The sequence below is a fragment of the Actibacterium sp. genome (assembly GCF_055134745.1).
On record NZ_JBSRVX010000018.1, the window covers coordinates 1 to 24,786 of the forward strand.

The 24,786-nt window shown below is 60.4% G+C and carries 29 protein-coding genes; 22 read left to right on the forward strand and 7 right to left on the reverse strand.

Annotated elements, in window-relative coordinates:
- The 5 genes from ACTCHC_RS03700 to ACTCHC_RS03720 form a co-directional block, all read left to right on the forward strand.
- Window positions 1-677, forward strand: a 677-nt coding sequence (locus ACTCHC_RS03700) for an SDR family NAD(P)-dependent oxidoreductase (protein WP_463021111.1), incomplete at its 5' end; no start/stop codon positions are given.
- Complete coding sequence (locus tag ACTCHC_RS03705; protein ID WP_463021112.1) at window positions 674-2,401, forward strand: FAD-dependent oxidoreductase; 1,728 nt, start codon at window positions 674-676, stop codon at window positions 2,399-2,401. The genes ACTCHC_RS03700 and ACTCHC_RS03705, both read left to right, overlap by 4 nt.
- Window positions 2,388-3,257: a hypothetical protein gene (locus tag ACTCHC_RS03710; protein WP_463021113.1), complete on the forward strand. Its 870-nt coding sequence runs from the start codon at window positions 2,388-2,390 to the stop codon at window positions 3,255-3,257. The genes ACTCHC_RS03705 and ACTCHC_RS03710 overlap by 14 nt, the downstream gene beginning before the upstream one ends.
- Window positions 3,239-3,574 carry an NIPSNAP family protein gene (locus tag ACTCHC_RS03715; RefSeq protein WP_463021114.1) on the forward strand — a complete coding sequence of 112 codons (336 nt, stop codon included), beginning with the start codon at window positions 3,239-3,241 and terminating at the stop codon, window positions 3,572-3,574. The genes ACTCHC_RS03710 and ACTCHC_RS03715 overlap by 19 nt, the downstream gene beginning before the upstream one ends.
- 80 nt (window positions 3,575-3,654) lie before the next feature.
- Window positions 3,655-4,056: a cupin domain-containing protein gene (locus tag ACTCHC_RS03720; RefSeq protein ID WP_463021115.1), complete on the forward strand. Its 402-nt coding sequence runs from the start codon at window positions 3,655-3,657 to the stop codon at window positions 4,054-4,056.
- Between the two features lie 31 nt (window positions 4,057-4,087).
- On the opposite strand, the gene ACTCHC_RS03725 is transcribed toward ACTCHC_RS03720, so the two are convergent.
- Window positions 4,088-4,288 carry a hypothetical protein gene (locus ACTCHC_RS03725; RefSeq protein ID WP_463021116.1) on the reverse strand — a complete coding sequence of 67 codons (201 nt, stop codon included), beginning with the start codon at window positions 4,286-4,288 and terminating at the stop codon, window positions 4,088-4,090.
- A 111-nt stretch (window positions 4,289-4,399) separates the two neighbouring features.
- Between ACTCHC_RS03725 and ACTCHC_RS03730 the strand changes: the two genes are divergently transcribed.
- The 6 genes from ACTCHC_RS03730 (at window position 4,400) to ACTCHC_RS03755 (ending at window position 10,685) form a co-directional block, all read left to right on the forward strand.
- Window positions 4,400-5,542 (forward strand): acyl-CoA dehydrogenase family protein, encoded by a 1,143-nt coding sequence (locus ACTCHC_RS03730; RefSeq protein ID WP_463021117.1) that lies wholly within the window; start codon window positions 4,400-4,402, stop codon window positions 5,540-5,542.
- A 33-nt stretch (window positions 5,543-5,575) separates the two neighbouring features.
- The gene (locus tag ACTCHC_RS03735; RefSeq protein WP_463021119.1) at window positions 5,576-6,022 is read left to right on the forward strand and encodes a MaoC/PaaZ C-terminal domain-containing protein; all 447 of its coding nucleotides are present in this window, start codon (window positions 5,576-5,578) and stop codon (window positions 6,020-6,022) included.
- 396 nt (window positions 6,023-6,418) lie between these two features.
- Complete coding sequence (locus ACTCHC_RS03740) at window positions 6,419-7,975, forward strand: OpgD/OpgG family glucan biosynthesis protein (protein WP_463021167.1); 1,557 nt, start codon at window positions 6,419-6,421, stop codon at window positions 7,973-7,975.
- Window positions 7,972-8,169 carry a hypothetical protein gene (locus ACTCHC_RS03745; protein WP_463021120.1) on the forward strand — a complete coding sequence of 66 codons (198 nt, stop codon included), beginning with the start codon at window positions 7,972-7,974 and terminating at the stop codon, window positions 8,167-8,169. The genes ACTCHC_RS03740 and ACTCHC_RS03745 overlap by 4 nt, the downstream gene beginning before the upstream one ends.
- Window positions 8,156-9,946: a glucans biosynthesis glucosyltransferase MdoH gene (mdoH, locus tag ACTCHC_RS03750; protein ID WP_463021121.1), complete on the forward strand. Its 1,791-nt coding sequence runs from the start codon at window positions 8,156-8,158 to the stop codon at window positions 9,944-9,946. Before ACTCHC_RS03745 ends, mdoH begins: the two co-directional genes overlap by 14 nt.
- Before the next feature lie 358 nt (window positions 9,947-10,304).
- The gene (locus ACTCHC_RS03755; protein ID WP_463021122.1) at window positions 10,305-10,685 is read left to right on the forward strand and encodes a response regulator transcription factor; all 381 of its coding nucleotides are present in this window, start codon (window positions 10,305-10,307) and stop codon (window positions 10,683-10,685) included.
- A gap of 12 nt (window positions 10,686-10,697) precedes the next feature.
- Here the strand turns inward: ACTCHC_RS03755 and ACTCHC_RS03760 are convergent, their stop codons facing one another.
- From ACTCHC_RS03760 to ACTCHC_RS03770, 3 genes are all read right to left on the reverse strand, one after another.
- Window positions 10,698-10,919: a nitroreductase family protein gene (locus ACTCHC_RS03760; protein WP_463021123.1), complete on the reverse strand. Its 222-nt coding sequence runs from the start codon at window positions 10,917-10,919 to the stop codon at window positions 10,698-10,700.
- A 107-nt stretch (window positions 10,920-11,026) separates the two neighbouring features.
- Window positions 11,027-12,265 carry a CaiB/BaiF CoA transferase family protein gene (locus tag ACTCHC_RS03765; protein WP_463021124.1) on the reverse strand — a complete coding sequence of 413 codons (1,239 nt, stop codon included), beginning with the start codon at window positions 12,263-12,265 and terminating at the stop codon, window positions 11,027-11,029.
- Window positions 12,266-12,271: 6 nt separating this feature from the next.
- Window positions 12,272-13,075, reverse strand: coding sequence for an enoyl-CoA hydratase/isomerase family protein (locus tag ACTCHC_RS03770; RefSeq protein ID WP_463021125.1), 804 nt, complete (start codon window positions 13,073-13,075; stop codon window positions 12,272-12,274).
- Between the two features lie 545 nt (window positions 13,076-13,620).
- On the opposite strand from ACTCHC_RS03770, the gene ACTCHC_RS03775 reads away from it, so the two are divergent.
- The 6 genes from ACTCHC_RS03775 to ACTCHC_RS03800 all read left to right on the forward strand — a co-directional run bounded on the left by ACTCHC_RS03775 (window position 13,621) and on the right by ACTCHC_RS03800 (window position 17,948).
- Window positions 13,621-14,805, forward strand: coding sequence for an acetylornithine transaminase (locus ACTCHC_RS03775; RefSeq protein ID WP_463021126.1), 1,185 nt, complete (start codon window positions 13,621-13,623; stop codon window positions 14,803-14,805).
- Between the two features lie 38 nt (window positions 14,806-14,843).
- Window positions 14,844-15,770, forward strand: coding sequence for an ornithine carbamoyltransferase (argF, locus tag ACTCHC_RS03780; RefSeq protein ID WP_463021127.1), 927 nt, complete (start codon window positions 14,844-14,846; stop codon window positions 15,768-15,770).
- 287 nt (window positions 15,771-16,057) lie between these two features.
- The gene (gene rpmB / locus ACTCHC_RS03785; protein ID WP_463021128.1) at window positions 16,058-16,345 is read left to right on the forward strand and encodes a 50S ribosomal protein L28; all 288 of its coding nucleotides are present in this window, start codon (window positions 16,058-16,060) and stop codon (window positions 16,343-16,345) included.
- A gap of 100 nt (window positions 16,346-16,445) precedes the next feature.
- The gene (locus ACTCHC_RS03790; protein WP_463021129.1) at window positions 16,446-16,802 is read left to right on the forward strand and encodes a hypothetical protein; all 357 of its coding nucleotides are present in this window, start codon (window positions 16,446-16,448) and stop codon (window positions 16,800-16,802) included.
- A gap of 40 nt (window positions 16,803-16,842) precedes the next feature.
- Window positions 16,843-17,316 carry a copper chaperone PCu(A)C gene (locus ACTCHC_RS03795; RefSeq protein ID WP_463021130.1) on the forward strand — a complete coding sequence of 158 codons (474 nt, stop codon included), beginning with the start codon at window positions 16,843-16,845 and terminating at the stop codon, window positions 17,314-17,316.
- Between the two features lie 80 nt (window positions 17,317-17,396).
- Window positions 17,397-17,948 carry a 2OG-Fe(II) oxygenase gene (locus tag ACTCHC_RS03800; protein ID WP_463021131.1) on the forward strand — a complete coding sequence of 184 codons (552 nt, stop codon included), beginning with the start codon at window positions 17,397-17,399 and terminating at the stop codon, window positions 17,946-17,948.
- A gap of 6 nt (window positions 17,949-17,954) precedes the next feature.
- Here ACTCHC_RS03800 and ACTCHC_RS03805 read toward each other — a convergent pair whose 3' ends face one another.
- Entirely contained in the window at window positions 17,955-18,650 is a 696-nt protein-coding gene (locus ACTCHC_RS03805; RefSeq protein ID WP_463021132.1) for an NAD-dependent deacylase, read from the reverse strand.
- A 39-nt stretch (window positions 18,651-18,689) separates the two neighbouring features.
- On the opposite strand from ACTCHC_RS03805, the gene ACTCHC_RS03810 reads away from it, so the two are divergent.
- A complete protein-coding gene (locus ACTCHC_RS03810; protein WP_463021133.1) occupies window positions 18,690-19,154 on the forward strand; it encodes a low molecular weight protein-tyrosine-phosphatase in 465 nt (154 codons plus the stop codon).
- Here the strand turns inward: ACTCHC_RS03810 and ACTCHC_RS03815 are convergent.
- Entirely contained in the window at window positions 19,142-19,441 is a 300-nt protein-coding gene (locus ACTCHC_RS03815; protein ID WP_463021134.1) for a hypothetical protein, read from the reverse strand. The two genes, ACTCHC_RS03810 and ACTCHC_RS03815, sit on opposite strands and share 13 nt — an antisense overlap.
- A 225-nt stretch (window positions 19,442-19,666) precedes the next feature.
- Here ACTCHC_RS03815 and ACTCHC_RS03820 point away from each other — a divergent pair, with 225 nt between their 5' ends.
- Window positions 19,667-20,452, forward strand: coding sequence for an SDR family NAD(P)-dependent oxidoreductase (locus ACTCHC_RS03820; protein WP_463021135.1), 786 nt, complete (start codon window positions 19,667-19,669; stop codon window positions 20,450-20,452).
- Between the two features lie 2 nt (window positions 20,453-20,454).
- On the opposite strand, the gene ACTCHC_RS03825 is transcribed toward ACTCHC_RS03820, so the two are convergent.
- Window positions 20,455-21,225, reverse strand: coding sequence for an enoyl-CoA hydratase-related protein (locus ACTCHC_RS03825; protein WP_463021136.1), 771 nt, complete (start codon window positions 21,223-21,225; stop codon window positions 20,455-20,457).
- A gap of 146 nt (window positions 21,226-21,371) precedes the next feature.
- On the opposite strand from ACTCHC_RS03825, the gene lepA reads away from it, so the two are divergent.
- The 3 genes from lepA (at window position 21,372) to ACTCHC_RS03840 (ending at window position 24,390) form a co-directional block, all read left to right on the forward strand.
- On the forward strand, window positions 21,372-23,171 hold the full coding sequence (lepA, locus tag ACTCHC_RS03830) for a translation elongation factor 4 (RefSeq protein ID WP_463021137.1): 1,800 nt from the start codon (window positions 21,372-21,374) through the stop codon (window positions 23,169-23,171).
- A gap of 62 nt (window positions 23,172-23,233) precedes the next feature.
- Window positions 23,234-23,863, forward strand: a complete 630-nt coding sequence (locus ACTCHC_RS03835; RefSeq protein ID WP_463021138.1) for a DUF5343 domain-containing protein — start codon at window positions 23,234-23,236, stop codon at window positions 23,861-23,863.
- Window positions 23,860-24,390, forward strand: coding sequence for a hypothetical protein (locus ACTCHC_RS03840; protein ID WP_463021139.1), 531 nt, complete (start codon window positions 23,860-23,862; stop codon window positions 24,388-24,390). The genes ACTCHC_RS03835 and ACTCHC_RS03840 overlap by 4 nt, the downstream gene beginning before the upstream one ends.
- The last annotated feature ends 396 nt before the right edge of the window (window positions 24,391-24,786 follow it).

Genomic DNA, 24,786 nt, shown 5'->3' on the forward strand with positions numbered 1-24,786 from the left:
GCCCACAGGCCGATACGGCGTCGGTGCTTGCCGAATTGCAAGCCAATGGCGGGCTGGCGGCGGCCCATGACTGTGACGTTGCGGATGCGCACAGCTGGGCCGATCTGGCACGACGGGTGCTGGCCGATTGCGGGCCTGCCGCCGGGCTGGTGAACGCAGCCGGTATCTTGCGTCCGGGTCCTATTGCAGACTTGGGATATGACGAATGGCGCCAGGTGCTGGCGGTGGATCTGGACAGTTGTTTTCTGGGCGCGCAGGCGTTCCTGCCGCAACTGGCGCAGGCAGATGGTGGATCAATCGTTCATATTTCATCTATTGCGGGGCAGGTGCCGCAAACCGGGGGCGGTGCCTATTCGGCGGCCAAGGCGGCGTTGATCGCGCTCAGCCGTCAGATCGCGGTGGAATCCGGCGCGCAAGGCGTGCGCAGCAATACGCTGAGCCCCGGCATGATCGACACGCCGATGGCGGCGGCCTTCAACCGCGATCCCGACATTCGTGCGGCCCGCGAAAGGTTCGTGCCGCGCCGTGCGATTGGTCAGCCGGACGAAATTGCCAATGTCGCGCTGTTCCTGCTCAGCCCGCGATCATCTTTCGTGAACGGTGCCGATATCGCCGTTGATGGCGGGATGAGCAGCATGTTGATGGATCTTTTGCCGCGCCCGGGTTTTTCGCAATGACGCAAGGCCCGGACGATGAATATGACGTGGTCGTGGTTGGCAGCGGTGCCGCCGGCCTGGCCACCGCAATAACGGCCTGCAAGCACGGGCTGCGGGTCTGTGTTCTGGAAAAGGAACCGCTGTTCGGCGGCACGACAGCGCGATCGGGCGGGGTGCTGTGGATACCCGGAAACCCCGTCAACCAGCGCGAAGGGGTCAGCGATAGCCCGGCCGCCGCGCGTGCCTATCTTCGCGCGATCACCGGCAATTTCTTTGACGCGCCCAAGATGGATATGTTTCTGGAAACCGGCCCCGAAATGGTTTCGTTCTTTGAACGTGAAACCCGCGTGGCGTTTCAGCCGCAAACCGCCTTTCCAGATTACCGCCCCGACCTGGACGGCGCCAGCCCCGGCGGGCGCTCCATCGTCGCCGCCCCGCTGGATGGTCGGCTGTTGAGGGCCGATCTGAAACGCCTGCGGCCGCCCCTGCGTGAAATCACATTTGTCGGCATGATGTTCAATGCCAGCATGGAGGTGCAGCATTTCTTCAAGGCCACCAAATCGGTGCGCTCGGCCTTCTATGTGATGCGGCGCCTGATGGCGCATACGGTGGAAATGGCCCGCTTTGGCCGCGCGATCCGGTTGACGAATGGCAATGCGCTGGCCGGACGTCTGGCGCTGAGCGCGCTTGATCTGGGCATACCGATTTTTACTGATACGCCCATGGTCGATCTGGTGATGGATGGCGCGCGTGTCGCCGGGGTGCGCATTGGCGGTGACAGGCCCCCGCGCGATATAATGGCGGCGCGCGGCGTGGTGATGGCGGCGGGTGGTTTTCCGCTGGACAGGGCGCGGCGGGCGGCGGTGTTCCCGCATGGCAACGCGCATTATTCGCCCGCCCCGCCCGGCAATACCGGCGATGGCATACGCATCGCCGCCGCCCATGGCGCGGCGCCCCAGGATGCCTTTCCCAATGCCGCGGCGTGGATTCCGGTATCGGTTGTGCAACACCGCGATGGCAGCACCGGACATTTCCCGCATCTGATCGACCGATATAAGCCCGGTATCATCGCGGTGAACGCCGCCGGCCAGCGATTTGTGAACGAGGCCGAGTCCTATCACCAGGTGGGGCAGGCCATGCTGGGGCAGGCCAATGGCGGCGATCCCTTCGCCTGGCTGATCTGTGATCACCGGGCGCTGAACCGGTATGGCATGGGCTTTGTCAAACCCTTTCCGGTGCCGCACGGTCGGCTGATAAAATCGGGCTATCTGAAACGCGGGCGCACGCTGCGCGATCTGGCCGGGCAGATCGGCGTGCCGCCAGATGCGCTGGCGGCGACGGTGCAGGCCTATAATGGGCCAGCCGCGCAAGGGCAAGATCCGCAGTTCGGCAAGGGCAGCACGGTCTACAACCGCTATCTGGGTGATCCCGAACACCGCCCCAATCCCTGCAACGCGCCGCTGGCGCGGGGGCCGTTTTATGCAATCCGCATGCAATTGGGCGATCTGGGCACCTTTGGCGGTCTGAAAACCGATGCGCTGGGCCGGGTTTTGAACAGCGCGGGCCAGCCGATTGCGGGCCTGTTCGCCGCGGGCAATGACATGGCGTCGGTCATGGGCGGGCAATATCCGGGCGGCGGCATCACGCTGGGGCCCGCAATGACCTTTGGCTATGTCATCGGGCGGTATCTGGCCGGGGTCGCCGACAATGAAATTCAACAGGAGAACAAACATGGCACAGCATGATCATCTGGCGGACGGATCAATCCGGGTTCGGTTCGAACAGGGCGGCACACGGATCATTACCTTTGATTCCGCCACCTTTGTCACCGGGTTCTATCAGACCGACGGCGGGGCGGGCGATGTCGTGGTGGCGGCGTCCTATGCCGGGGTGCTGTGCGCCCGTATGGTGATGCGGGGCCGCCCAAAGGGCGTGATCGTGCTGGATTGCGCCATCGGCAAAGAGGCCGCCGGAATCGCCGGGCTGTTCTATTACGAGGCCCTTGGCGTGCCAGCCGCCGCCGCCGATGTGATGACCGCCGAAATGGGCAACGGCACCGATCTGTATGACGAGGGCGTGATAAGTGTCGCCAACGAACTGGCCCAGCTGCTGGGCGTGCGGGTCGGCATGTCGGTGACACAGGCCGCCAAGGTGCTGTTTGATGCGGATGTTTCGACCCTTGATCTGACATCTGACCGAGAGAACCGCGAGGTCATGCTGACCAATGACAAGGGCAGGGCGATCATCTGCACCGATTCCATTGCCTTTGCCCGGCCCGAAGACAAGGGCGCCAACGTGCTGTGCACCGCCGGGCATACCGGGCGCAGCGTGGTTAATTACATCATCGATTCAGCGCCCTGGGGGTTCATCTGTTCCGATGGCGGGATCGGCAAGAATGACAGCGGCATTACCGCGTTGCCGCTGGCCAATGCGGCCGGTATTCCCGGTGCATCCGTCAGCGCCCAAAGCGCGCGCATGGGCGACGGGCACAGCACCTATCTGGATGGGGAAATCAGCGCCTGCAACGATCTGGCCAGCGCCAAGGGCGTATTCGTGGGCCAGTCGGCGGTGGACGCCGCAAAATGCCTATTGGGGGACTGACCATGATCGTCGAGGAACGTATTTACCGCATTCAGCCCGGCAAGATGGGTGAAATGTTGAAACATTATGAGGCGGTGGGGTTGAAGGTGCAGACCCGGATACTGGGCAATCTGATCGGCTATTTTCAGACCGAAATCGGCGGGCTCAGCACTCTGGTGCATCTGTGGGGGTATGACAGTTTCGAAGACCGCGAAACCCGCCGGGCGGCGTTGGCGGGCGAACCGGACTGGCAGGAATATCTGCGCCTGTGCACGCCGCTGATCCAGCAAATGGAAAACCGTATTCTGGTGCCCACGTCGTTTTCACCGATCCGCTAGCGCGAATTTGATCTGAGTCATATCGTTTAGCGGGAAGTCATGCAGATTCCACATATGTAATAATATGAGAGAAATCCGAAATGACCGCCGTTACCCCGTTCATGAAGGGCCACGAAAATCTTGGCCCGCTGGAATCGCGCTATGTCGATGTGGCGTCGCTGCCATGGAAGAAGACGCCGACAGAAGGTGTCGACATGAAAATCCTGATGGAGGACAAGGAAACCGGCATGTTGACCGCCCTGTTCCGCTGGGCACCCGGATCGGTTCTGGGCAAACATGAACATGTCGAGATCGAACAAACCTATGTCCTGTCGGGCAGCATCGTCGATGACGAGGGCGCGGCGCTGGAAGGCAATTTCGTCTGGCGGCCCGCCGGGCATCAGCATGTGGCGCGGTCGCCAAATGGCGCGCTGGTAATCTGCTTTTTCCTGAAACCTAACAAGTTTCTGGAAGGCGATCTGGCCGGACAGGAACTTAAATAGATCGGGGTCGACCGCCCTGACGATGCAAGGTTCATCGGCCTGACAGCCCGTCGATGGGCTGCATCGGCCAGGGTGCAGCTTCGAACAGGCGCGCGCGGATGTGGTTCTGGCGATAATCGCGCAGGCCACACAGGTGGCGCGCCAATTCGCCATTCACGCGGACCCAGTAGTTGGTGAAGGTCTTCAGGCTGTCGCCGTCGCGCCTGCAGATTGCCTCGATCATGTGACTCATATGCGTTCCGCGCGGGTGCTCCGCGGAATTGCCAAAAGCTGTAGACATGTCGCCTTGACGAGAGATAACCATTGTGATCTCTTTATTTGAGATTTTTTGGAGGATATGAGATTGCTGAATCTGGCCGGCTTGGATGACACCCAGAAAGTGATGCGCGAAAGCGTATTGGAGCTGCTGCGGCGCGAACTGCCCGAAGAAAAGATACGTGAACTGGATGAAAAAGGCGAATTCCCCTCGCAAGCCTATGATGCGCTGGCCGCAGCGGGCTGGATGGGGCTGTTCTTTTCGGAAGAATTCGGCGGCATGGGCGGCAGCCACAAGGATCTGACCACATTCGTCGAGGCGCTGGGCTATCACTATGGCGGAATCACGGTGGGCTATCTGCAAACCGCGGTCAACGCGGCGGGCCATCTGAAACTGGGCAGCAAGGAATTGCAGCAGATGGTATTGCCCAAGATCATCTCGGGCGAAGTAAAGCTGGCGCTGTCCATGACCGAACCCGGCGCCGGCTCGGACGCGGCTGCCATAACCACCCGCGCGGTGCGCGACGGGGATGAATATGTGCTGACCGGGCAGAAGCTCTATACTACCTGCGCCCATGTCGCCGATTACCTGATCGTCAGCGCCAAGACAGCGCCCGAATTGGGGCGGCGCGGCATCAGCATGTTCCTGGTAGACGCCAAGGCGCCAGGCATCACGATCAATCGCATCAAGACGCTTGGCCGCAACACATCGGCCACCAACGAAGTCTTTTATGACAACGTGCGCACGCCGGCATCATGGCTGATCGGCGAAGAAAACGGCGGCTGGGGCAATCTGATGAAATGCCTCAACGTGGAACGGCTGGGGATTTGCGCAATGGGAGCGGGGGATACTTTCCGCATTCTGGACGACGCCATCGCCTATGCCAAGGACCGGGTGCAGTTCGGCCAGGCCTTGTCCGATTTCCAGGTCATCCAGCACAAGCTGGCCGATATCAGGATCCTGGGCGAAACCGCACGCCTGTATAGCTATCGCGTGGCCGAATTGCTGGATGGCGGCCATGACGCCGTTACCGAAACCGCCATGGCCAAGGTCGTGGCGACCGAAGCCAATTTCGAGGCTGCCGATATCGGCATGCAGATCCTGGGCGGGGCTGGATACACTATGGAATATGGCATGCAACGGCATTTCCGCGATTCGCGCATCACCCGGATCGGCGGCGGCGCGTCCGAGGTCATGAAAAACGTCATCGCCAAGCGTCTGGGCGTCTAGGGCGCGCGCGGCCCGTTATTCAAGGAGGACATGATGGTCAAATACCTGGAAGATTTCGAGATTGGTGAAGTATCGAAAAGCGATGGTCGGACATTCACCGAATCGGACCTGACCGCTTTTTCGAACCTGTCTTGGGATACCAACCCGGCCCATACCGATGAAGAATTCTGTAAAAAGAACAGCCCCTTTGGGCAACGCATCGCGCAGGGCGCACTGGGTTTCGCGATCGCAACGGGCCTGAGCGGGCGTATCGGCGATTTCCACGGTTCTGCAATCGCCTTTCTGGGTGTGGAGAATCTGCGATTCATGTCGCCGCTGATGATCGGCGATACCGTGCATCTGGTGGGCGAAATTCTGGATACCCGGGCGACATCGACACCCGGTCGGGGCATCGTCAAGCGCAAGACGACGCTTGTGAACCAGCGCGGCCAGATCGTGCAGGAAGGCATTTACAACGTGATGGTCTATACCCGGCCCTGATCTGCTGACAGCGATCCCGCGGCGTTCCACCAAGGCTAGGTGGGCGCCGGATGGTCAAGCGCCTGCTTTGGGGCGTAAAATGGTGCTTGGCCGCACCATTGTGATCACATTCATATGAATTTTCTTGCAGGTATAAATCGAAGGCGCTAGGTGATTTCAATCATGCTGCGCTTGCAAGAATCTGCGCCAACCCGTCTAGCCCAGGATCATGAAAATGGTTTGATCCCCGGGGGAAAGGCGTATTCCCGCACATCATGACGCGAAAATCCGCCGTTCTGCGGCGCGGCATTTGCAGCCATCTAATCTGTGCGTATTTTATATGAAATGCGTAAAATGAAAGTGTCGCCTGTCGTGAATTCCAAACTCTGTGCTTCTGTTGATGAACCCGCCCGCGGGATGACGCGGCGCGGTATGCTTGCCTTGGCGCCTGCCCTCGGGGCATTGCTGGCTGGCGGCATGCTTCCGGCTGAATTGCTCGCACAAGAAGCGGCCGGGCAGCCATTCTCTTACGACATCCTGACGGAAATGATGCGCAATCGGGCCGCAACCCCGGATGCGCCCCCCGCCGCGCCCGCCAGTTTTCTGGATAATCTCAGCTATGATGACTATCAGCGTATCCAGTTCTGGCCAGACCGCGCCCGCTGGAACGATCCGGGCAGCCTGTTCCGGCTGCAGGCCTTTCACATGGGCTGGCTGTTCAAGGAACCCGTGCCGATCTACGAGGTGACTGACAGCACGGCGCGCGAGATCGTGTTCACCACGGATGATTTTGAATATCGCGGCGAACTTGCCGCGCGTGTGCCGCAGCACGCCGCCTTGCCCGGCGTTGCCGGTTTCCGGCTGAACATGCCGCTGAACCGCGCCGACAAGTTTGATGAAACTGTTGCCTTTGTTGGGGCCAGCTATTTCCGGGCGTTGGGGCGCGATAATGCCTATGGCCTGTCCGCGCGCGGCCTGGCGATCAATACCGGGCTGTCGGGCGCGGAAGAGTTCCCCCGCTTTTCGGCTTTCTATATCGAAAAGCCCGCACCGGGCAGCTTGCATGTCGTGATCTATGCCACGCTCGAAAGTCGCTCTGTGACGGGCGCCTATCGTTTCGTGACCACGCCGGGCGCAGAGACCGTGATGGATGTGACCGCCCGCCTGTTCTTTCGGGCCGATGTCGAACAACTGGGTGTGGCGCCGCTGACCTCGATGTATCTTTATGGCGAAGGCGACGCAGGCCGGTTTGACGATTTCCGCCCCGAAGTGCATGACAGCGACGGGCTGATGCTGGTCAACAATGCGGGCGAGCCGTTCTGGCGGCCGCTGAACAACCCGCGCCGCCTGTCCGGCGCCTATCTGCAAAGCCCCGGGCTGCGTGCCTTTGGCCTGCATCAGCGTGACCGCAATTTCGACAACTATCTTGATGTGCCCGCCGCCTATGACCGCCGCCCGTCACTGACGGTCGAACCGATGGGCGACTGGGGCAATGGCATGGTGCGGCTGGTTGAAATCCCCTCCGATCTGGAAGTGAACGACAATATCGTCGCTTTTTGGGTGCCTGAGACGCCTGTAAAGGCCGGAGATATGCGTGAATTCGCCTATCGGCTGCATTGGGGGATGCTGCCGGTTGATCCGGGCACCGATCTTGCCCATGTTCGCTCTACGCGTACGGGGCACGGGGGCACCTCGGGCGTGGCTGACAATCCTGATACACGTAAATTCGTGATAGATTTTGCAGGGGGGTTGATGGGCGATCTGAATGAAGACGCCGATCTTCACCCTGTTGTGACAATCAACAAGGGCAAAATCGCCGAGCAGGATTTGTCGAAAGTGCCGGGAACACATATGTGGCGCCTGGTGATTGATATCGAGGCCCCCAAAGGTACGACGGTCGAATTGACGGCGCATATCGCCGGCTATGACCGCAAGCTGTCTGAAACCTGGCTTTATCAATGGATAAAGGAATGAAACCGGTAGAACTTATTTCTGGTGCAACTGACCCTGTTCAGACCATGACCGGTCTGGACCATGGCTTGCCTTCTGCGCCGCTGGTCATGCCACGACAGCAGCTGGAGGATCAACGCGGCTGGTTCAGGCTGGCCCGCGCCTTGCATTTGTCCGGGCCGGGGGCGCATGGGCCTGCCGCACATGATCAAAGTTGATCAGGCTGCCGGCTCTGTACTCGCAGCGCGCTCGATTGCACTGATCTTCAGCGCCACGGTCGGCGTCGGTGCCTTCTCGCTGTTTCTGCAGGCCGGTGCCGAAGACGGGCTGCACTGGATCGACGTGTTGCGTTCGACCCTGATCCTTGTTTCGACATGGTGGCTGGCATGGGGGGCGGCGGGGGCCTTGCTGGGCCTGCCGGGGCGGCGGTTCGGCGTGACACCGCCCGCAGCGACCGATCTGCCGCCGGGGCGCACCGCGATCCTGGTGCCGGTGTGCAACGAAGATCCTGTTGCCACATTTGCCCGCATTGCTGCAATGGATGTGTCGTTGCACCATGAAGGGCTGGCCGATCACGTCGATTTCGCGGTTCTGTCAGACACCTCTAACCCCGACATTGCCGGGCAGGAACAGCACTGGTTCGCGCGCCTGGTGACGGAACGCAACGGCCAGGGCCGCATGTTCTATCGTCGCCGCACCGTGAACACCGGGCGCAAGGCGGGCAATATCGAGGATTTCATAAAAACCTCGGGCGCACGCTATGATTATGCCGTGATCCTGGATGCCGACAGCCTGATCGAAGGGGGCACCATCGGTGAAATGATCCGCCGCATTGCCGCCCAACCCGATCTGGGCTTGCTGCAGACCCTGCCCAAGGTGATCGCGGCGCAATCGGTCTTTGGCCGCGCCATGCAGTTTTCGGCCAGCTTCTATTCCCCGGTCTTTGCACGCGGGCAGGCGCGGATGCAGGGCCGGACGGGCCCGTTCTGGGGCCATAACGCCATCATCCGTGTGCGCGCCTTTGCCGAAAGCTGTGGCTTGCCTGTGCTGAGGGGCGATCCGCCCTTTGGCGGCCATATCCTCAGCCACGATTATGTAGAGGCCGCGCTTTTGGCGCGGGCGGGTTGGCGGGTGCGACTGGATGAAGATATCGAAGGCTCATTCGAGGATGGCCCCGAAAACATCGTCAGCTATGCCAAGCGTGACCGGCGCTGGTGCCAGGGCAATCTGCAGCACGCGCGGCTGCTGGCCGCCCCGCGGCTGAAATTCTGGAGCAGATTCGTGTTCCTGCAGGGCATCCTGGCCTATCTGTCATCGCTGTTGTGGGGAATGTTCCTGATCTTCAGCGTGCTGGCGACGGTGACAGCCCCAGCGCCCGATTATTTCCCCGAACCTTATCAGCTGTTTCCGGTGTTTCCGGGGGACAGGACCAAGGAAATCATCGGACTGGCCATCGGCATCGTCGGCCTGCTGGTGTTGCCAAAGTTTCTGATCCTGGGGCAAGCCATAGCAACGGGTCGGGCGCGCGGCTTTGGCGGTGCGATGACGGCGCTGGCCTCGTCACTGGCGGAACTGGTTCTATCGTCAATCACCGCGCCGGTGATGCTGATGTATCAGTCGCGCGCCGTGCTTCAGGTCTTGCTGGGGCGTGATGGCGGGTGGCCCACCAACCAGCGCGGCGAAGGGCGTCTGACGATCCGGCAGGGCTGGGTCGCCAGTCGCTGGATCGTGGCGACAGGGGCGCTGGTGCTGGCCACGACGCTGAAATTCGCACCCGGCCTCGTCATATGGCTGTTGCCGATCTGCCTGCCGATGCTGCTGTCTCCGCTGCTGATCGCGCTGACCTCTCGCCCGTTGTCGGGGCCGCTGTTCGCCGTGCCCTCTGAAACCGCGCCCGTTGATGTCATCACTACCTATCACAAGATTCTGGCCCGCTGGACCGGCGCGGTATCACACACCCAGGCCGCGCCCGGGGCGATGCCGTCGCCGGCCTAGAAAGACGACAAGGCTGCCATGATGGCTGCAATCCGACGCTGTGCCTATCGTCGGGCCGACGGATTTGATCTTCTCTATATGCCGTACCCGATACCTGAGCCGCCAAATTGCGGGCTGATAGCACCGAACGACGCGCTGCGATCATGTTTGCTGATATCAAAACTGGTACGGAATACCATTTTGTTGCGGGCGAAGCCTGACAAATTCACATCTGTGGGATCATGCCGCCGCTTCGGACGGTATCGACAGGGGCAGGGACAAATCCAGCCAATATTTGCGCGGCAAGGCAACGCATAGCCGGGTGCCAAAGACCGGGGTATTCGGGGCGGGTGATACTGCAAGAATTGGGAGGATTACCGTGACCTCGCCGATTGCCAAGCATGTTTGCCAGTGGCGAAATTCCAGCCCGTCCCATTCGCTTACCACGTTAAGCGTGATCGAGGATTGCCTTGCCTCTGCGCCAAACCTGTTTTCCCCGCGTGAGGCCGAGGTTTGCGCGCGCATTCTGAACGGTGTTTCTACCGCCGGTATCGCTGACGAGCTGGGGATTTCGGAAGAAACGGTTTCGACCTATCGCAAGCGTGCCTATCACCGGTTGGCGATCGGATCGCAGCGAGAACTGTTACTGTGGTATCTCGACTTTTGGGCGCAATGCAAAAGAGAGCTTCAGATGCGCCCGTCACAATTTACTGACGATACCGCCAGCGGGCGATATCGCCAGATGATCGCACATCGCTGAGGCCAGAGCCGGTTAGCCGATCCAGTCGACCACATTGGCGATGTTTTCGCGCGAGGTTCTGAACGCATTGGCCACATTCTCGCGGTCTTCATGCCCGAAAGAGATACCGCAGACCACGTTGCGGTCAGCGGCAATGCCCTGACGCTGTTTCAGAAAACCTGAATAGTTTGCCACCGCGGCCTGCGCGATTGCAGCCACACCCATGCTTTGGGCCGCCAGCAGGAAGCTTGACACATAAGCCCCCAATCGACCGCGCAGCAACTGTTAGACAACCTGATCGGGGTTGGCGGGGTTTGGCTTGCTGTTCATTGACTTCTCCTTTGGGCGAGATGGCGCGGGGACTAATCCGTTTGGCTGCCGCCAAACGCGCCGGCCGCGCGCGCCTGTTGGTATTGCTGATCGTCATATCCGAGCACCTCGCGCACAACCTCTTCGCTGTGCTGCCCGGCTGAGGGGGCCGCGACAGGGCGTATGACAGGCGTGTCGGAAAAATGCAGCGGCAGCGCGATATTGGGAACCTTGCCGGCAGTCGGGTGGGGGATATAGGACACCAGCCCACGTTCGGCCATCAGGTCCGAAGCGAAGGCTTCGGGAAGGTCATTGACGGCACCTGCCGGGATATTGGCCTTGCCCAGGCGGCGCAGCCAGTTTTCGCGCGTGTCCTTGCGAAACTCGGGTATGACGATCTCGTATATCCGGTCGCGGTGCAGGTTGCGCGACGAGCTGACCTGCAATTCGGGGTCTTCAGCGATTTCCGGCATTCCAAGAACATCGCCGAACAGGCGTTTGAACTGCGGAGTCGCCGCGCAGGTCACAAAAATCGGACGATCGGCGGTTTCGAAAATGCCGCTGGGGGTGGCGTCATTGCTGAGATTGCCCGTTCGTTTGGGAATTCGGTCGCTCATCAGATAATTCATCGCGGCGAAACCGTTCATGATGACCGAGGTGTCGAACAGTGGAACTTCCACGAATTGGCCCCGTCCGGTATGCGCACGGGCCAGCAGCGCAATAAGGATCGCGTTCGAGGCCATCATCGCGGTTGAAATATCCATGATCGGCGATCCGGCGCGGGTGCCCACATCCTCGGCGCGGCCGCTGAGCGACACAAAGCCGCTTTCGGCCTGCATGATCGTATCGAAACCGGGACGATCGGCATGTGACCCGCTTCTGCCGAAGGCCGATACCGAACAATAGATCAGCCGCGGGTTTTCCTTGGCCAGCGTGTCATAATCCAGCTGGTATTTCGTCATGACCCGGCTGGTGAAATTCTCGACCAGCACATCGGCACTGCGAACCAGGTCCTGTGCGATCTTGCGGCCGGCCTCGGTGCGCAGATCAAGCGTGATCGACCGCTTGTTTCTGTTCGCCCACAAAAAGCTGGCCCCTTCGCCATTCAGCCGTTCGTCACGCGGCGGAAAATGGCGCTGATCGTCACCACCGGGTTTCTCGATCTTGATAACCTCGGCCCCGGCATCGGCCAGGATCATGGTGGCGAGCGGCCCCGCGATATAATGCGTGAAATCAACGACACGCAGGCCTTTGAGGGCGGTTGGGGTGACAGATTCATGATCGTTGTTCATAGGGTATTACTCGCCTCTGAATTGTGGAATGCGTTTCTGTGTAAAGGCTTCCAGACCTTCGTGCCGGTCAAAGGACTGGTTGTGCCGCGCGACCATGTCCGCCTCGGCGGCCAGCGCCTTGGCCAGCGGTTGATCCAATCCTTCGTCAACCAACTGTTTCATGCGCCGAATGCCCAATGGGCTTTTATCCACGATTTGTGCCGCCAGCGCATCTGCAGCCTGTTGCAGCGCGTCAGCTGAATGAACTTCGTTCACCAGCCCCCAGTCCATCAGCATCGCGGCGGGAACATGCCGGGCGGTGAACATCAGGTATTTGGCGCGGTTGGCCCCGATCTTGCGCGGCAGCCGTGCCGAGGCGCCCCAACCGGGCAACAGACCATAGCGCGCATGGGCATCACCAAACTTGGCGGTGTCGGCGGCAATAACCAGATCGCAGACCAGCGCAATCTCAAGCCCGCCAGCCAACGCCAGCCCGTTCACGGCGGCAATCACCGGAACCGGCAGCGTTTCGATACGCTGCAACAATTTGGTCATCCGGGTCAGGAAGGCCTGCGATGCCTGTTCGGGATCGGCACCCGACGCCGCAGCCTTGACCGCCTTGAGATCGGCCCCGGCGCAAAAGCTGCGCCCGGTGGCGGTCAGGATGATGCACCGGATTTGCGGATTTGCCAGAATTTCGTCCAGCGCGCGGTCCAGATCATCCGCCATTGCCGGGCTGATCGCATTCATGGCATCGGCCCGGTCAAAGATGATGCGCGCCGTTCGCTCGTCAAGCTCGACGATCAGGGTTTCGAAACTGGAAGGGGTCATATGGTATTGTCCCTGATGCCGGCCGTTAGGAATGTTAATCCGGTTGGATTATCGGTCGCTTTCTGCGCAACATCGGCGCTGGTTCTATTCACACCCACCGAACGACGCTGGTCGCGATCGGGCCCGGCTAGGGTATCCGCATCAGTTCAAAGTCGCATGTCCCTGTCCGGGGGAACCGGACGGGGCTGATACAACCTCTCTGCATCTATGCAATAGCATCCGGCTGGTCGCAACATGAGATGCGAACCGGCCAGTACACCGGTCGCCCGTTATGCACAGTCGGCCCGGTCTGTGACCCGGTAGGGAATGGCTGTTGCAACTCCGGCGGTGCGGGATCATTCTTGCGCTTTACAGCGCATCCGTTCCCCGCTAGATGCAGCCGCATGATCACATGTGCCGCCCTTTTCGCGCTGCCCCGACGCCGACGCACCCGCGCCTGACGTCTGATCCCGCATGCTCTGTCGCATGCCTGTTTACCGCAAATCGTTGACTTGGCCCGCCGCCTTTGGCACCTATCGGGCTTCCCTGTTTTCAAGGATATGACCATGATCACGCCCATTCTGCCCACTTATGCACGTGCTCCCGTCGGTTTTACCAAGGGTGAAGGCCCCTGGCTGACAGCCGAGGACGGCAGCCGATATCTGGATATGGGGGCAGGGATCGCGGTCAATGCGCTTGGTCATGCCAACCCCGCGCTGGTTGCGGCGCTGACCGAACAGGCGGGCAAGCTGTGGCATGTCTCCAATCTGTACCAGATCCCCGAACAACAGCAACTGGCCGAGGCCCTGGTGGACAACACCTTTGCCGATACGGTGTTCTTTACCAATTCCGGCACCGAGGCCTGCGAACTGGCCGTCAAGATGGCTCGCAAATACTGGTATGACAAAGGGCAGCCCGAGCGGGTCAAGATCATCACCTTTTCCGGCGCATTCCACGGCCGCTCCTCGGCCGGTATTGCGGCGGCGGGATCGGAAAAAATGACCAAGGGGTTCGGCCCCCTTCTGCCGGGCTTTGTGCATCTGGAATTCGGCGATCACGGCGCCCTTGCCGAAGCGATGAAAGACCCTGCAGTTGCCGCAGTGTTGATCGAACCCATCCAAGGCGAGGGCGGCATCCGTGTCGTGCCCGATCAATGCCTGAAGGGGTTGCGTGATGCCTGCGACGAAACCGGCGCGCTGTTGATCCTTGACGAGGTGCAATGCGGCATGGGCCGCACCGGCAAGCTGTTCGCCCACGAATGGGCCGGGATCACACCCGACATCATGATGGTCGCCAAGGGCATCGGCGGCGGCTTCCCATTGGGCGCGGTGCTGGCGACCGAAGACGCTGCCAGCGGCATGGTGGCGGGCACGCACGGGTCCACCTATGGTGGCAACCCGTTGGCCTGCGCCGTGGGCCTGGCCGTGACGCGCATCGTGGCGGACCCCGCGTTTCTGGACGCGGTGAACCGCAAGGCCGGGCAGTTGCGGCAAAGCCTGGAGGGGCTGGTGGCCGCCCACCCGGATGTGTTCGAATCCGTGCGCGGCACTGGCCTGATGCTGGGTGTAAAATGCGTGCTTCCCAATACCGATGTGGTCAAGGCCGGCTATGCCCAACATATCCTGACGGTGCCCGCCGCCGATAACGTGATCCGCATCCTGCCGCCCCTCAATATCGACGAGGCAGATATCGCCGAGGCCGTGGCCCGGCTGGATCGTGCGGCACAGGCATTGGCGCCGACAACAAACTGAACATTTTGCAAGGGGCGATATTGCCCGAAGGACAGCAGATGCCGCATTTTCTGGATATCAACATGACCGATCCCGCCGAACTGCGGGCGATGATCGACAAGGCCCGCACGATGAAGGCTGCCCGCACCGGCCTGCCCAAAGGCGCGCCCGATGCCGATCAGCCGCTGGCCGGGCATATGGTCGCGCTGATCTTCGAAAAGCCATCTACCCGCACGCGGGTCTCATTCGATGTGGGGGTGCGGCAGCTGGGCGGGCAGACGATGATCCTGTCGGGCAGCGACATGCAGCTTGGCCATGGCGAAACCATCGCCGATACAGCCCGCGTTCTGTCGCGCTATGTCGATCTGATCATGATCCGCACCTATGAAGAGGCCACCCTGCTGGAAATGGCTGAATATGCTACCGTGCCTGTGATCAACGGGCTGACGAACCGAACCCATCCCTGCCAGATCATGGCCGATATCATGACGTTCGAGGAACATCGCGGTCCGATCAAAGGCAAAAAGGTGGTGTGGTCGGGCGATGGCAACAATGTCTGCGCCAGCTTCATCCAGGCCGCCGGGCGCTTTGGGTTCGATTTCACCTTTACGGGCCCGCCGACGCTCGACCCCGAGGCCGTGTTCATGGACGAAGCCCGCGCGGCCGGAGTTCAGGCCGATATCGAGCGTGACCCCTATCGTGCCGTGCAGGGCGCCGACCTGGTGGTGACAGATACCTGGATATCCATGCACGATCCGCAATCGGCGCGTGAACGTCGCCACAACCAGTTGCGCCCCTATCAGGTGAACGCAGCCCTGATGGAACGCGCCAATCCCGGCGCGCTGTTCATGCATTGCCTGCCGGCCCATCGTGATGAAGAAGCCACCAGCGCCGTAATGGATGGCCCCAATTCGGTGATTTTTGACGAGGCCGAGAATCGCCTGCACGCTCAAAAGGCAGTGCTGCGATATTGCCTGGGCCTTTGATGATATTGGGCGCCTGGCGGCGCAAACCATTCCTGATCCGGGCCTGAGGCCCGGAAGTATGAGTATTTGATCCAAGGTGATAGGGAAAGATCCTGTTATCACCTTGGTCCAAATACTCTCTCGCCGAAGGCGTGCGGTGTGATTGGCGGTGCCTTTCGTGCAAACAATGCAGGGCAGAGCATGAATCGCTTGACGCCCCGCGCCACAGCCCTTAAAGCAGCCCAACAGATTTCGGGGCGTCGCTGTCATGCGGCGCCTGAGTATTTATCGAGACAAGGAAGAACCCCATGTCACGCGTGTGCGAACTGACAGCAAAAGGCCCGATGTCTGGCAACAATGTCAGCCATGCCAACAACAAGACCCGCCGCCGGTTTTTGCCGAACCTGAACGAGGTGACGCTGATTTCCGACGTTCTGGGGCAATCGTTCAAGCTGCGGATTTCGGCGGCGGCGCTGCGCACCGTTGATCACCGCGGTGGGTTGGATGCGTTCATGGCCAAGGCGAAAGATGCCGAACTGTCGGCCAAGGCGCTGAAAATCAAGAAAGACATCGAAAAGGCGCGGGCCACAGCCTGATTTCGCCATTCGGTCTTGCCAGATCCGGCCCTGCCCATCGTGGCGGGGCCGCTTCGTTTTGACGCCTTTCTTTTTATCGGCAAGGGCGCTAAAGCGCAGCATGGTCTTGCGATATCTGCCTTTCCGGATTTTTGCGGCGCTGGTTCTGGCGCTGGTGATGGGCGTTACGTCGCTGTCGTTGGCCATCGCGCGTGGCCAGTCGGTGGGAACGATTGAAATCTGTTCCAGCTTTGGCCTGCAGACCATCAGCGTCGATGCAGACGGCCAGCCTGCAGGACCGCCACATCTTTGCCCCGATGGCATAGCTGCCTTCGTGGCACCGGCGCTGGCCGCGCCCTGCCTGCCGGCGCTGGCGCTGGGGGTAGTAGGGGAAGCGCTTCCGGTCTGGCAGGCCGATCCCGTATGCAGCCCTGTCTTGCCGGTTGTAATGGCGCGTGGGCCCCCCGTTCTTTCCTGACACCCCCAATTTTTGCTAATTTCAGTCAGGAGAGAACAACATGTTCCTTAAATATACCGCTGCGGCGGCCCTTCTTGCCATATCAAACGTTCTGCCGGCGATGGCGGGCGATATCACCATTTCGGATGCCTATGCACGCGTGTCATCCGGAATGGCCAAGTCAGGCGCGATTTTCATGGTCATCGAAAACGGCGGCGATCAGGATGACCGCCTGGTCGCCGCCCGCAGCGATGTGGCCGAACGCACGGAATTGCATACCCATGTCCAGCAGGCCAATGGCGTCATGCAGATGGTCGAGGTCAAGGAGGGATTCGTCGTGCCCGCGAACGCCGCGCATGCCTTGGCGCGGGGCGGCGATCATGTGATGCTGATCGGGCTGACGGGCCCGCTGGCGCAGGGTGACATCGTCAAATTGACCCTGCAATTCGACAAGGCCGGCGAAGTTTCGCTGGATGTTCCCGTCGACAACGATCGCGCGCCCGAAATGGGCATGGGCATGAAAAAACACAACTAGCCAAAGATCGCGGGAAACGGCATTAGACTCGTTTTCCGCGACATTCTGCTGGCTGTCGCGGTTTTCGGGGCAGGAGCAGGATGCACACCCACTATTTCTGTAACGATGCGTTTTCGGTGCCGGAATGCGACAGGATTGTCGCGCTGGCGCAGGCGCGGGCGCTGGAGCCTGCCGGCCTTGTGGGCGGGCAGTCCGATCACAACCTGCGCCGCGCCGATGTGGCCTGGCTGGATGAGCGCGCCGATACCGGCTGGATCATGGACAGGCTGATCGCGCTGGTGGCTGATGCCAATCGCACGGCCTTTGATTTCGATCTGCGCGAATTTGCGGAAAGCGCGCAGGTCGCGCGGTATGATGCGGTGGCGGGCGGGCATTTCGCCTGGCATTCCGATATCGGTGACGGTCCGGTTGCCCGTCGGCGCAAGCTGACGATGGTTGTGCAATTGTCCGACCCGGCTGACTATGATGGCGGTTTGCTTGAACTGATGCCTGACGCCAATGTTCACGTCGCGAACCGCGATCGCGGTGCGGCCATGTTGTTTCCCAGTTTCGTGTTGCATCGGGTCACCCCCGTCACCCGTGGCGCGCGTCATTCGCTGACGATCTGGGTGCATGGACCCGCGTTCAGATAGGTCTGTCTAACGCCCTGAAAGAATTTCCTCGACCCAGGCTGGAACGATGTTGCTGGCGGGGCCATGGCGGGCCTGTGCGAAATCGGTAATGGTCTGCGAAGGTTCCAGGTTCAGCTCCAGGCTGTCGGCGCCGGCCAAGTTTGCCATCTGCACGAATCCGGCGGCAGGATAGACATTTCCCGATGTCCCGATCGCCACGAACAGATCGGCCTGTGACAGCGCCTGTTCGATATCGTCCATATGAAAGGGATACTCGCCGAACCACACGATATCAGGCCGTGTTTTGGGGGCTGTGCAGGCGGGGCAGGGGTGTTGGACCGCCATGACAGCCGGCGCATCCCAGCGGTGGTTGCAGGAGGCACAGCGCGCCCGTGCCAGACGGCCATGCATGTGCCAGACATCGGTGCTGCCGGCCTGTTCATGCAAGTCGTCGACATTCTGGGTGATGATCTGCACCTGTCCGGGCAGGGCGGCCTGCAGGCGCGCCAACGCATGATGCGCGGCATTGGGGTGGGCAACTGCGGCATTGGCGCGACGGGCATTGTAAAAGTCGTGAACCAATCCGGGGTTGCGGGCAAAGCCCTGCGGCGTGGCCACCTCGTTCAGGTCATAGCGTGTCCAAAGCCCGTCCTTGTCGCGAAAGGTGCCCAGGCCGCTTTCGGCGGAAATGCCTGCGCCTGTCAGTATTACGATCTTGGCCATGCTGCCCCCTTTCATGTATGATTCCAGATGGAGGCACATATGGCGACCCGCATTCTGTTCGTCTGTCTGGGAAATATCTGCCGATCACCCACGGCGCATGGTGTATTTGCCCACAAGGCCGCCCTTGCCGGGCTTGATGTCATGATCGAAAGCGCGGGAACCGGCGGTTGGCATGTCGGCGATCCGCCAGATCCGCGCACGATACAGGCCGCGGCGGGGCGGGGATATGATCTGGCCGGTCTGCGCGCGCAGCAGGTTACCGCTGCCGATTTCAGGCGTTTCGACCTGATCCTTGCGATGGACCACAACAATATTGCGGCGTTGGAACGCATGCGGCCCATTGACAGCGAAACGCCCGTGGCGCTGTTTCTGTCTTATGCCGATCTGCCATATATCGAGGTGCCGGACCCCTATTATGATGGCGGTTTCGACCTTGTTCTGCACCTGATCGAACAGGCCAGTCAGGGGCTGATCGCGCATCTGGCCGCCCGTCAGCGGCAATAGGCCTCGGCGGTGGCGCCAAAGGCCTTGTAGCGGCCCCAGAAGGCGGCGTCCTTGTCGCGGTCGGACTGACGTATTTCCTGTGCCTTGTGCGGATCGGTAAAAAACTTGGCGGCAAGCCGCTGGTCGGCCCCGCGCAGGGTGATGTCGGCCGCATCCTGAATGCAGCCGCACAGCGACCGCGATACGCCTGACCGGCCTGACCCAAGGCAGGCCTGTTCGATGACACCGGCCTGCAGCCCCGATGCCGTGCTCAACACCGCGACGATCGCAAGATGATATGGTTTCATGTCCGTGCCTCTGATTTTTTAACCCGGCGCTGTTTCGCAGCCGGGCGTGTTTTTTTCCATTATGCCAGAAAACGGCGCATTTTCAATTCGCGATCATCCGCTTCCCGCTGCCTGCCGACCGGATTTTATCCTTCTGAAAGCGACAAAACGCCGCAAAGGCTCTGGCCATCGGCCAAACGAGGCGGCAATACAGATGCGACCAAGCCAAGAATGACCGGAGGAACCATGACACCGCGCCCCTTGAACGAATGCACCGCCCTGATTACCGGCTCCAGCGCCGGAATCGGCTGGGAGATCGCTGCCCAACTGGCCGAGGCCGGCGTGCCGCGTGTGATGGTCAATGGCCGCAATGCCGAGCGCGTAGAGGCCGCCGTGGCCCGCTTGCGTGAACGTGTGCCCGGCACCCGGTTTCAGGGCGTCAACGCCGATGCCACCAAACCCGCCGATGCCCGCAAGGCCGTTGACGAAACACTGGCCGCCTTCGGGGCGATCGATATTCTGGTCAACAGTATCCCCAGCCCCTCGCAGCATTCGCCGCGCCCGTTCCACCAGGCGGAACCGGCCGAAATCGACGCCCAGATTGCCGCCCATATGATGAGCGTGATCTACACCTGCAATGCCGCCATGGCCCATATGATCGAACGCAAGAACGGCGTGATCGTCAACATCGCCTCGGATGCGGGCAAGATCGCCACGCCGGGTGAATCGGTGATCGGCGCGGGCAAGGCCGGCACGATCATGTTCTCGCGCGGGATGGCGCTGGAACAGTCGCGGCACGGCATTCGCGTGAATGTGGTTACCCCGTCGATTGTCGCCGGCACCGATGGCTATAACCGGGTCATGGCGCAGGAGTTCAGCCGCAAGGTATTCCAGAAGGCCGAATCCAAGGCCCGGCTGGGTGTCGTCACGCCTGCCGACATCGCGCCGCTGGTGGTGTTTCTGGCCAGCCCGGCCGCATCCAAGCTGACCGGGCAGGCAATCAGCGTCAATGGCGGCATTTCTGCCGCCTGACGTTATTTGCCCTGAAACTGCGGTTGCCGCTTTTCGAAGAATGCGGCGACCCCTTCCTGCATGTCTTCCGAACCCGACAGGATCAGCACCGCCTTGCGCTCCAGGCTCAGTCCCACCTCCAGTTGGGCGTCGGCCCCGGTTAGCACGATATCCTTGATCTGACGTGCCGCCAGTGGCGCATTGGCCGCAATACGGCCTGCCATGTCGACCGCGGTGGCAATCACCTGATCATCTGGCAGAACTTCGGCCACCACGCCCAGGTCGCGCGCTGTATCCGCCGACATCACATCGCCGGTCAGAAGATAGCGCATCGCGGTGTATTTGCCGACCGCCCGCACCAACCGCTGTGATCCGCCCCCGCCCGGCAACAGGCCCAGCTTGATCTCGGGCAGGGAAAAGCGTGCCGATTGCCCAGCCAGAATGATATCGGCATGCAGGGCCAGTTCAAACCCGCCGCCAAAGGCGACGCCGCGCACCGCTGCGATCATCGGCTTGGGAAAGGCGGCCCAGGCTTTCCAGTGTTTGTCCACCTCCAGCCAGACCGGGCTGTTGGGGCGGCGCGACGCCAGTTCCTTCAGATCCGCGCCCGAGGCAAACACCTTTTCCCCGCCTGCAATCACCACGCAGCGCACCGCATCATCATCGCGACAGGCGGCCAGCGCATCGGTCAATTCCTGCCGCAGCGCGATCGACAGCGCGTTGCGGGCCTCGGGCCTGTCCAGCGTCAGCAGCACCACGCCGGGTGCCGGGTTTTCGGTTTTGATGAATGCCATGTCTTCCCCCGTCATTTGTTTGGTGTGCAGGTTATGGGCGCCAGAGGGCCAAGTCCATCGGCGATGGGCGCGATGACGCAATATCTGCCGATCGCCTGATGCGGCGACCGCTTGACCACGCCCCAAAACCCAATCATATCGGCGCAATGACCGAGCTTGCAAAAATCCGCAATTTTTCCATCGTGGCGCATATCGACCACGGTAAATCCACGCTTGCCGATCGGCTGATCCAGCTGACTGGCACTGTGGCCGAGCGTGACATGAAGGCGCAGATGCTCGACAGCATGGATATCGAGCGCGAACGCGGCATCACCATCAAGGCCCAGACCGTTCGCATCGAATATCCCGCCAAAGACGGCAATACCTATGTCCTGAACCTGATCGACACGCCCGGCCATGTCGATTTCGGATATGAGGTGTCGCGTTCGATGCGCGCCGTGGAGGGATCGCTGCTGGTGGTGGATGCCACCCAAGGCGTCGAGGCGCAGACGCTGGCCAATGTCTATCAGGCGATTGATGCGAACCACGAAATCGTCCCGGTTCTGAACAAGATCGACCTGCCGGCGGCCGATTGCGCGCGGGTGGCCGAACAGATCGAGGATGTGATCGGTATCGATGCCAGCAACGCCATCCAGATCAGCGCCAAGACCGGCATCGGCATCCCGGATGTGCTTGAGGCCATCGTGACCCGCTTGCCCGCGCCAAAGGGCGATCGCGATGCGCCGCTGAAGGCGATGCTGGTCGACAGCTATTACGACAGCTATCTGGGCGTCGTCGTCATCATCCGCGTGATCGACGGGGTGCTGCACAAGGGCGACCGCATCCGCATGATGAAGACGGGCGGCCTGTATCCGATTGAAAAGCTGGGCGTTTTCCGCCCCAAGATGCAGGATATCGCCGAACTTGGCCCGGGCGAGATCGGCTTTCTGACCGCATCCATCAAGCAGGTGCGCGACACCCGCGTCGGCGACACGATCACGACCGAGAAAAAGGGCTGCGAAACCCCATTGCCGGGTTTCAAGCCCGCGCAACCGGTGGTGTTCTGCGGCCTTTTCCCGGTCGATGCCAATGAATTTGAAGACCTGCGCGAGGCGATCGAGAAACTGGCGCTGAACGACGCATCCTTCAGCTATGAGATGGAAACATCGGCCGCCCTTGGCTTTGGCTTTCGCTGTGGCTTCCTCGGCCTGCTGCATCTGGAGGTGATCCGCGACCGGCTGGAACGCGAATACGATATCGACCTGATCACCACCGCGCCCTCGGTCGTGTTCCACCTGCACATGAAGGATGGCGAGGTGCGCGAATTGCACAACCCCGCCGACATGCCCGATCTGACCTTCGTCGATCATATCGAGGAACCGCGCATCAAGGCGACGATCCTGGTGCCCGACGAATATCTGGGCGATGTGCTGAAACTGTGCCAGGACCGGCGCGGCATCCAGATGGACCTGACCTATGCCGGCAACCGCGCGATGGTGGTCTATGACCTGCCCTTGGCCGAGGTGGTGTTCGATTTCTATGACCGGCTGAAATCGGTCACCAAAGGCTACGCCAGTTTCGATTACCAGATGCTGGGCTATCGCGAGGATTTCCTTGTGAAAATGTCGATCCTGGTGAATGACGAACCCGTCGATGCGCTGTCGATCATGGTGCATCGCGACCGGGCCGAGGCGCGCGGCCGCGCCATGGTCGAAAAGCTGAAAGACCTGATCCCCCGCCACATGTTCAAGATCCCCATCCAGGCCGCCATCGGTGGCCGCGTCATCGCGCGCGAGACGTTGTCGGCGATGCGCAAGGACGTGACCGCGAAATGCTATGGCGGCGATGCGACCCGCAAGAAAAAGCTGCTGGAAAAGCAGAAGGCGGGTAAGAAGAAGATGCGCCAGTTCGGGAAAGTGGAGATCCCGCAGACGGCGTTTATTGCTGCGTTGAAGATGGATGAGTAGTGTTTGCTTGACAAGTGCGCGCTAAATGTAGTGCCATGCTCAAAGTCTTCGGAGTTTGACATATGGCCTATGAGTTCCCTCAAGTGATGGCGCCTGACAAGTTCAAAGCATTTATGGAAAAGATTAAGGGCATCGGCGTGCCGGCGAAGTTCGATGCTAAGTCGTTGGATGCGTTGGGTTATAAGAGTAGCCATGATCAGAGATTTTTGAATGTTCTTAAGTTTATTGGATTGTTGGAGAACAAGCGGAGTGGCGCGCCAACCGACCTTTGGAAGGAAATGCGAGGTAGTTCGCGCGTCGCCATTGCAAAAGGGGTAAGGCAGGGTTACGCGAACCTATTTGCAATGTATCCTGACGCCCATATGCGGGACGCGGAAGTTCTAACAAACTACTTTGCCGCTAACTCGACTGCTTCAAAGGATTCAGTACAACGGATAGTCACCACGTTCCAAACGTTGTGCGGATTGGGAGATTTTAGTTCTTCGATCGACGGGCAAGCCGCAGAAACCGCGCTGCGTGAACCAAGTGAATCGCCTTACGAGCAAAGATCGGGAGTTGCGGGCGGCAGCGCAACCAGCTTTGCCAATGCGCCGGTCATTAACATCAATATTCAAATGCAACTCCCGCCCGATGCGACCGGTGAGGTCTATGAGAAGTTCTTTGAGGCGATGAAGGCAAAACTTCTAACATGACTTTCAACCTAGGCACGTTGCTTGTCAATGTACGCGAATTTGAGGCGGATGCTTCGTCAATACTCGGCACCAGCGATGGCTCAGTACGCCAGCGGGCTTATAACGCCCATTTGGCGCTTGAGAACGTATCAAAATTAACGATAGCGCAAGCAGATCTCCTCAAGCAATCCGTAAGATGCATTGAGGCTGGGGTATTTCGCGCCGCAATAGTGATGGCTTGGGCTGCCGTGGCTGATCTAATACTTAAGCTTTGTGTTAAGAATTCTATTTCGGTGAAGGCTTTGAGGTCTAATTGGAACTTCACAGACGAGGTTTCGCTGGCCGAAGCAAACGGAGATTTCGCAATTATACAAACGCTAAAAGAAGTGGGAGTATTTTCGAAAGGCGAAATGAAAGCGTTACATGGAATGCTTCACAAGCGGAATGAATGCGCACACCCCTCATCCTATTTTCCGGGTGCCAACGAAGCACTCGGATTCTTGGATGAAGCGATTGCTAAGGCAACATTGCTGACCTCAAAAATTTAGCAAACGTATCGTGCATGCAACTCATCTACCCCTTTCTGCCCGATTTGTCCCGTGACAAATCGGACCGCGCCTGCCTGCCCCTCGGCAGGCGCGTTTCCGCGCCCGCCCAGGCAGACGCGCCCCGATTTCCGAACGTAAGACCTGGCGGAAAACCCCGCCCGGCCCCTTTGACCGGGCGGCGCCCGAACCGCCCCCGTCGTGCCAAAGGCACGCCTGTGGCGCGACGCGGGCGCGTCTCGCCCATCCCACGGTTCGGGCGCTGCCCTCTGTTGTGATCCCCGTCAGCGGCGCAATTGCGTCACGCCCCGGGGCACCGCCCGTTCGGCCCGGGCGCTTCCCGCGCCACAATTTCCAAACCGTGCGGCAGGCGCGAAATCCCTTGCCGCCTTATCGTGG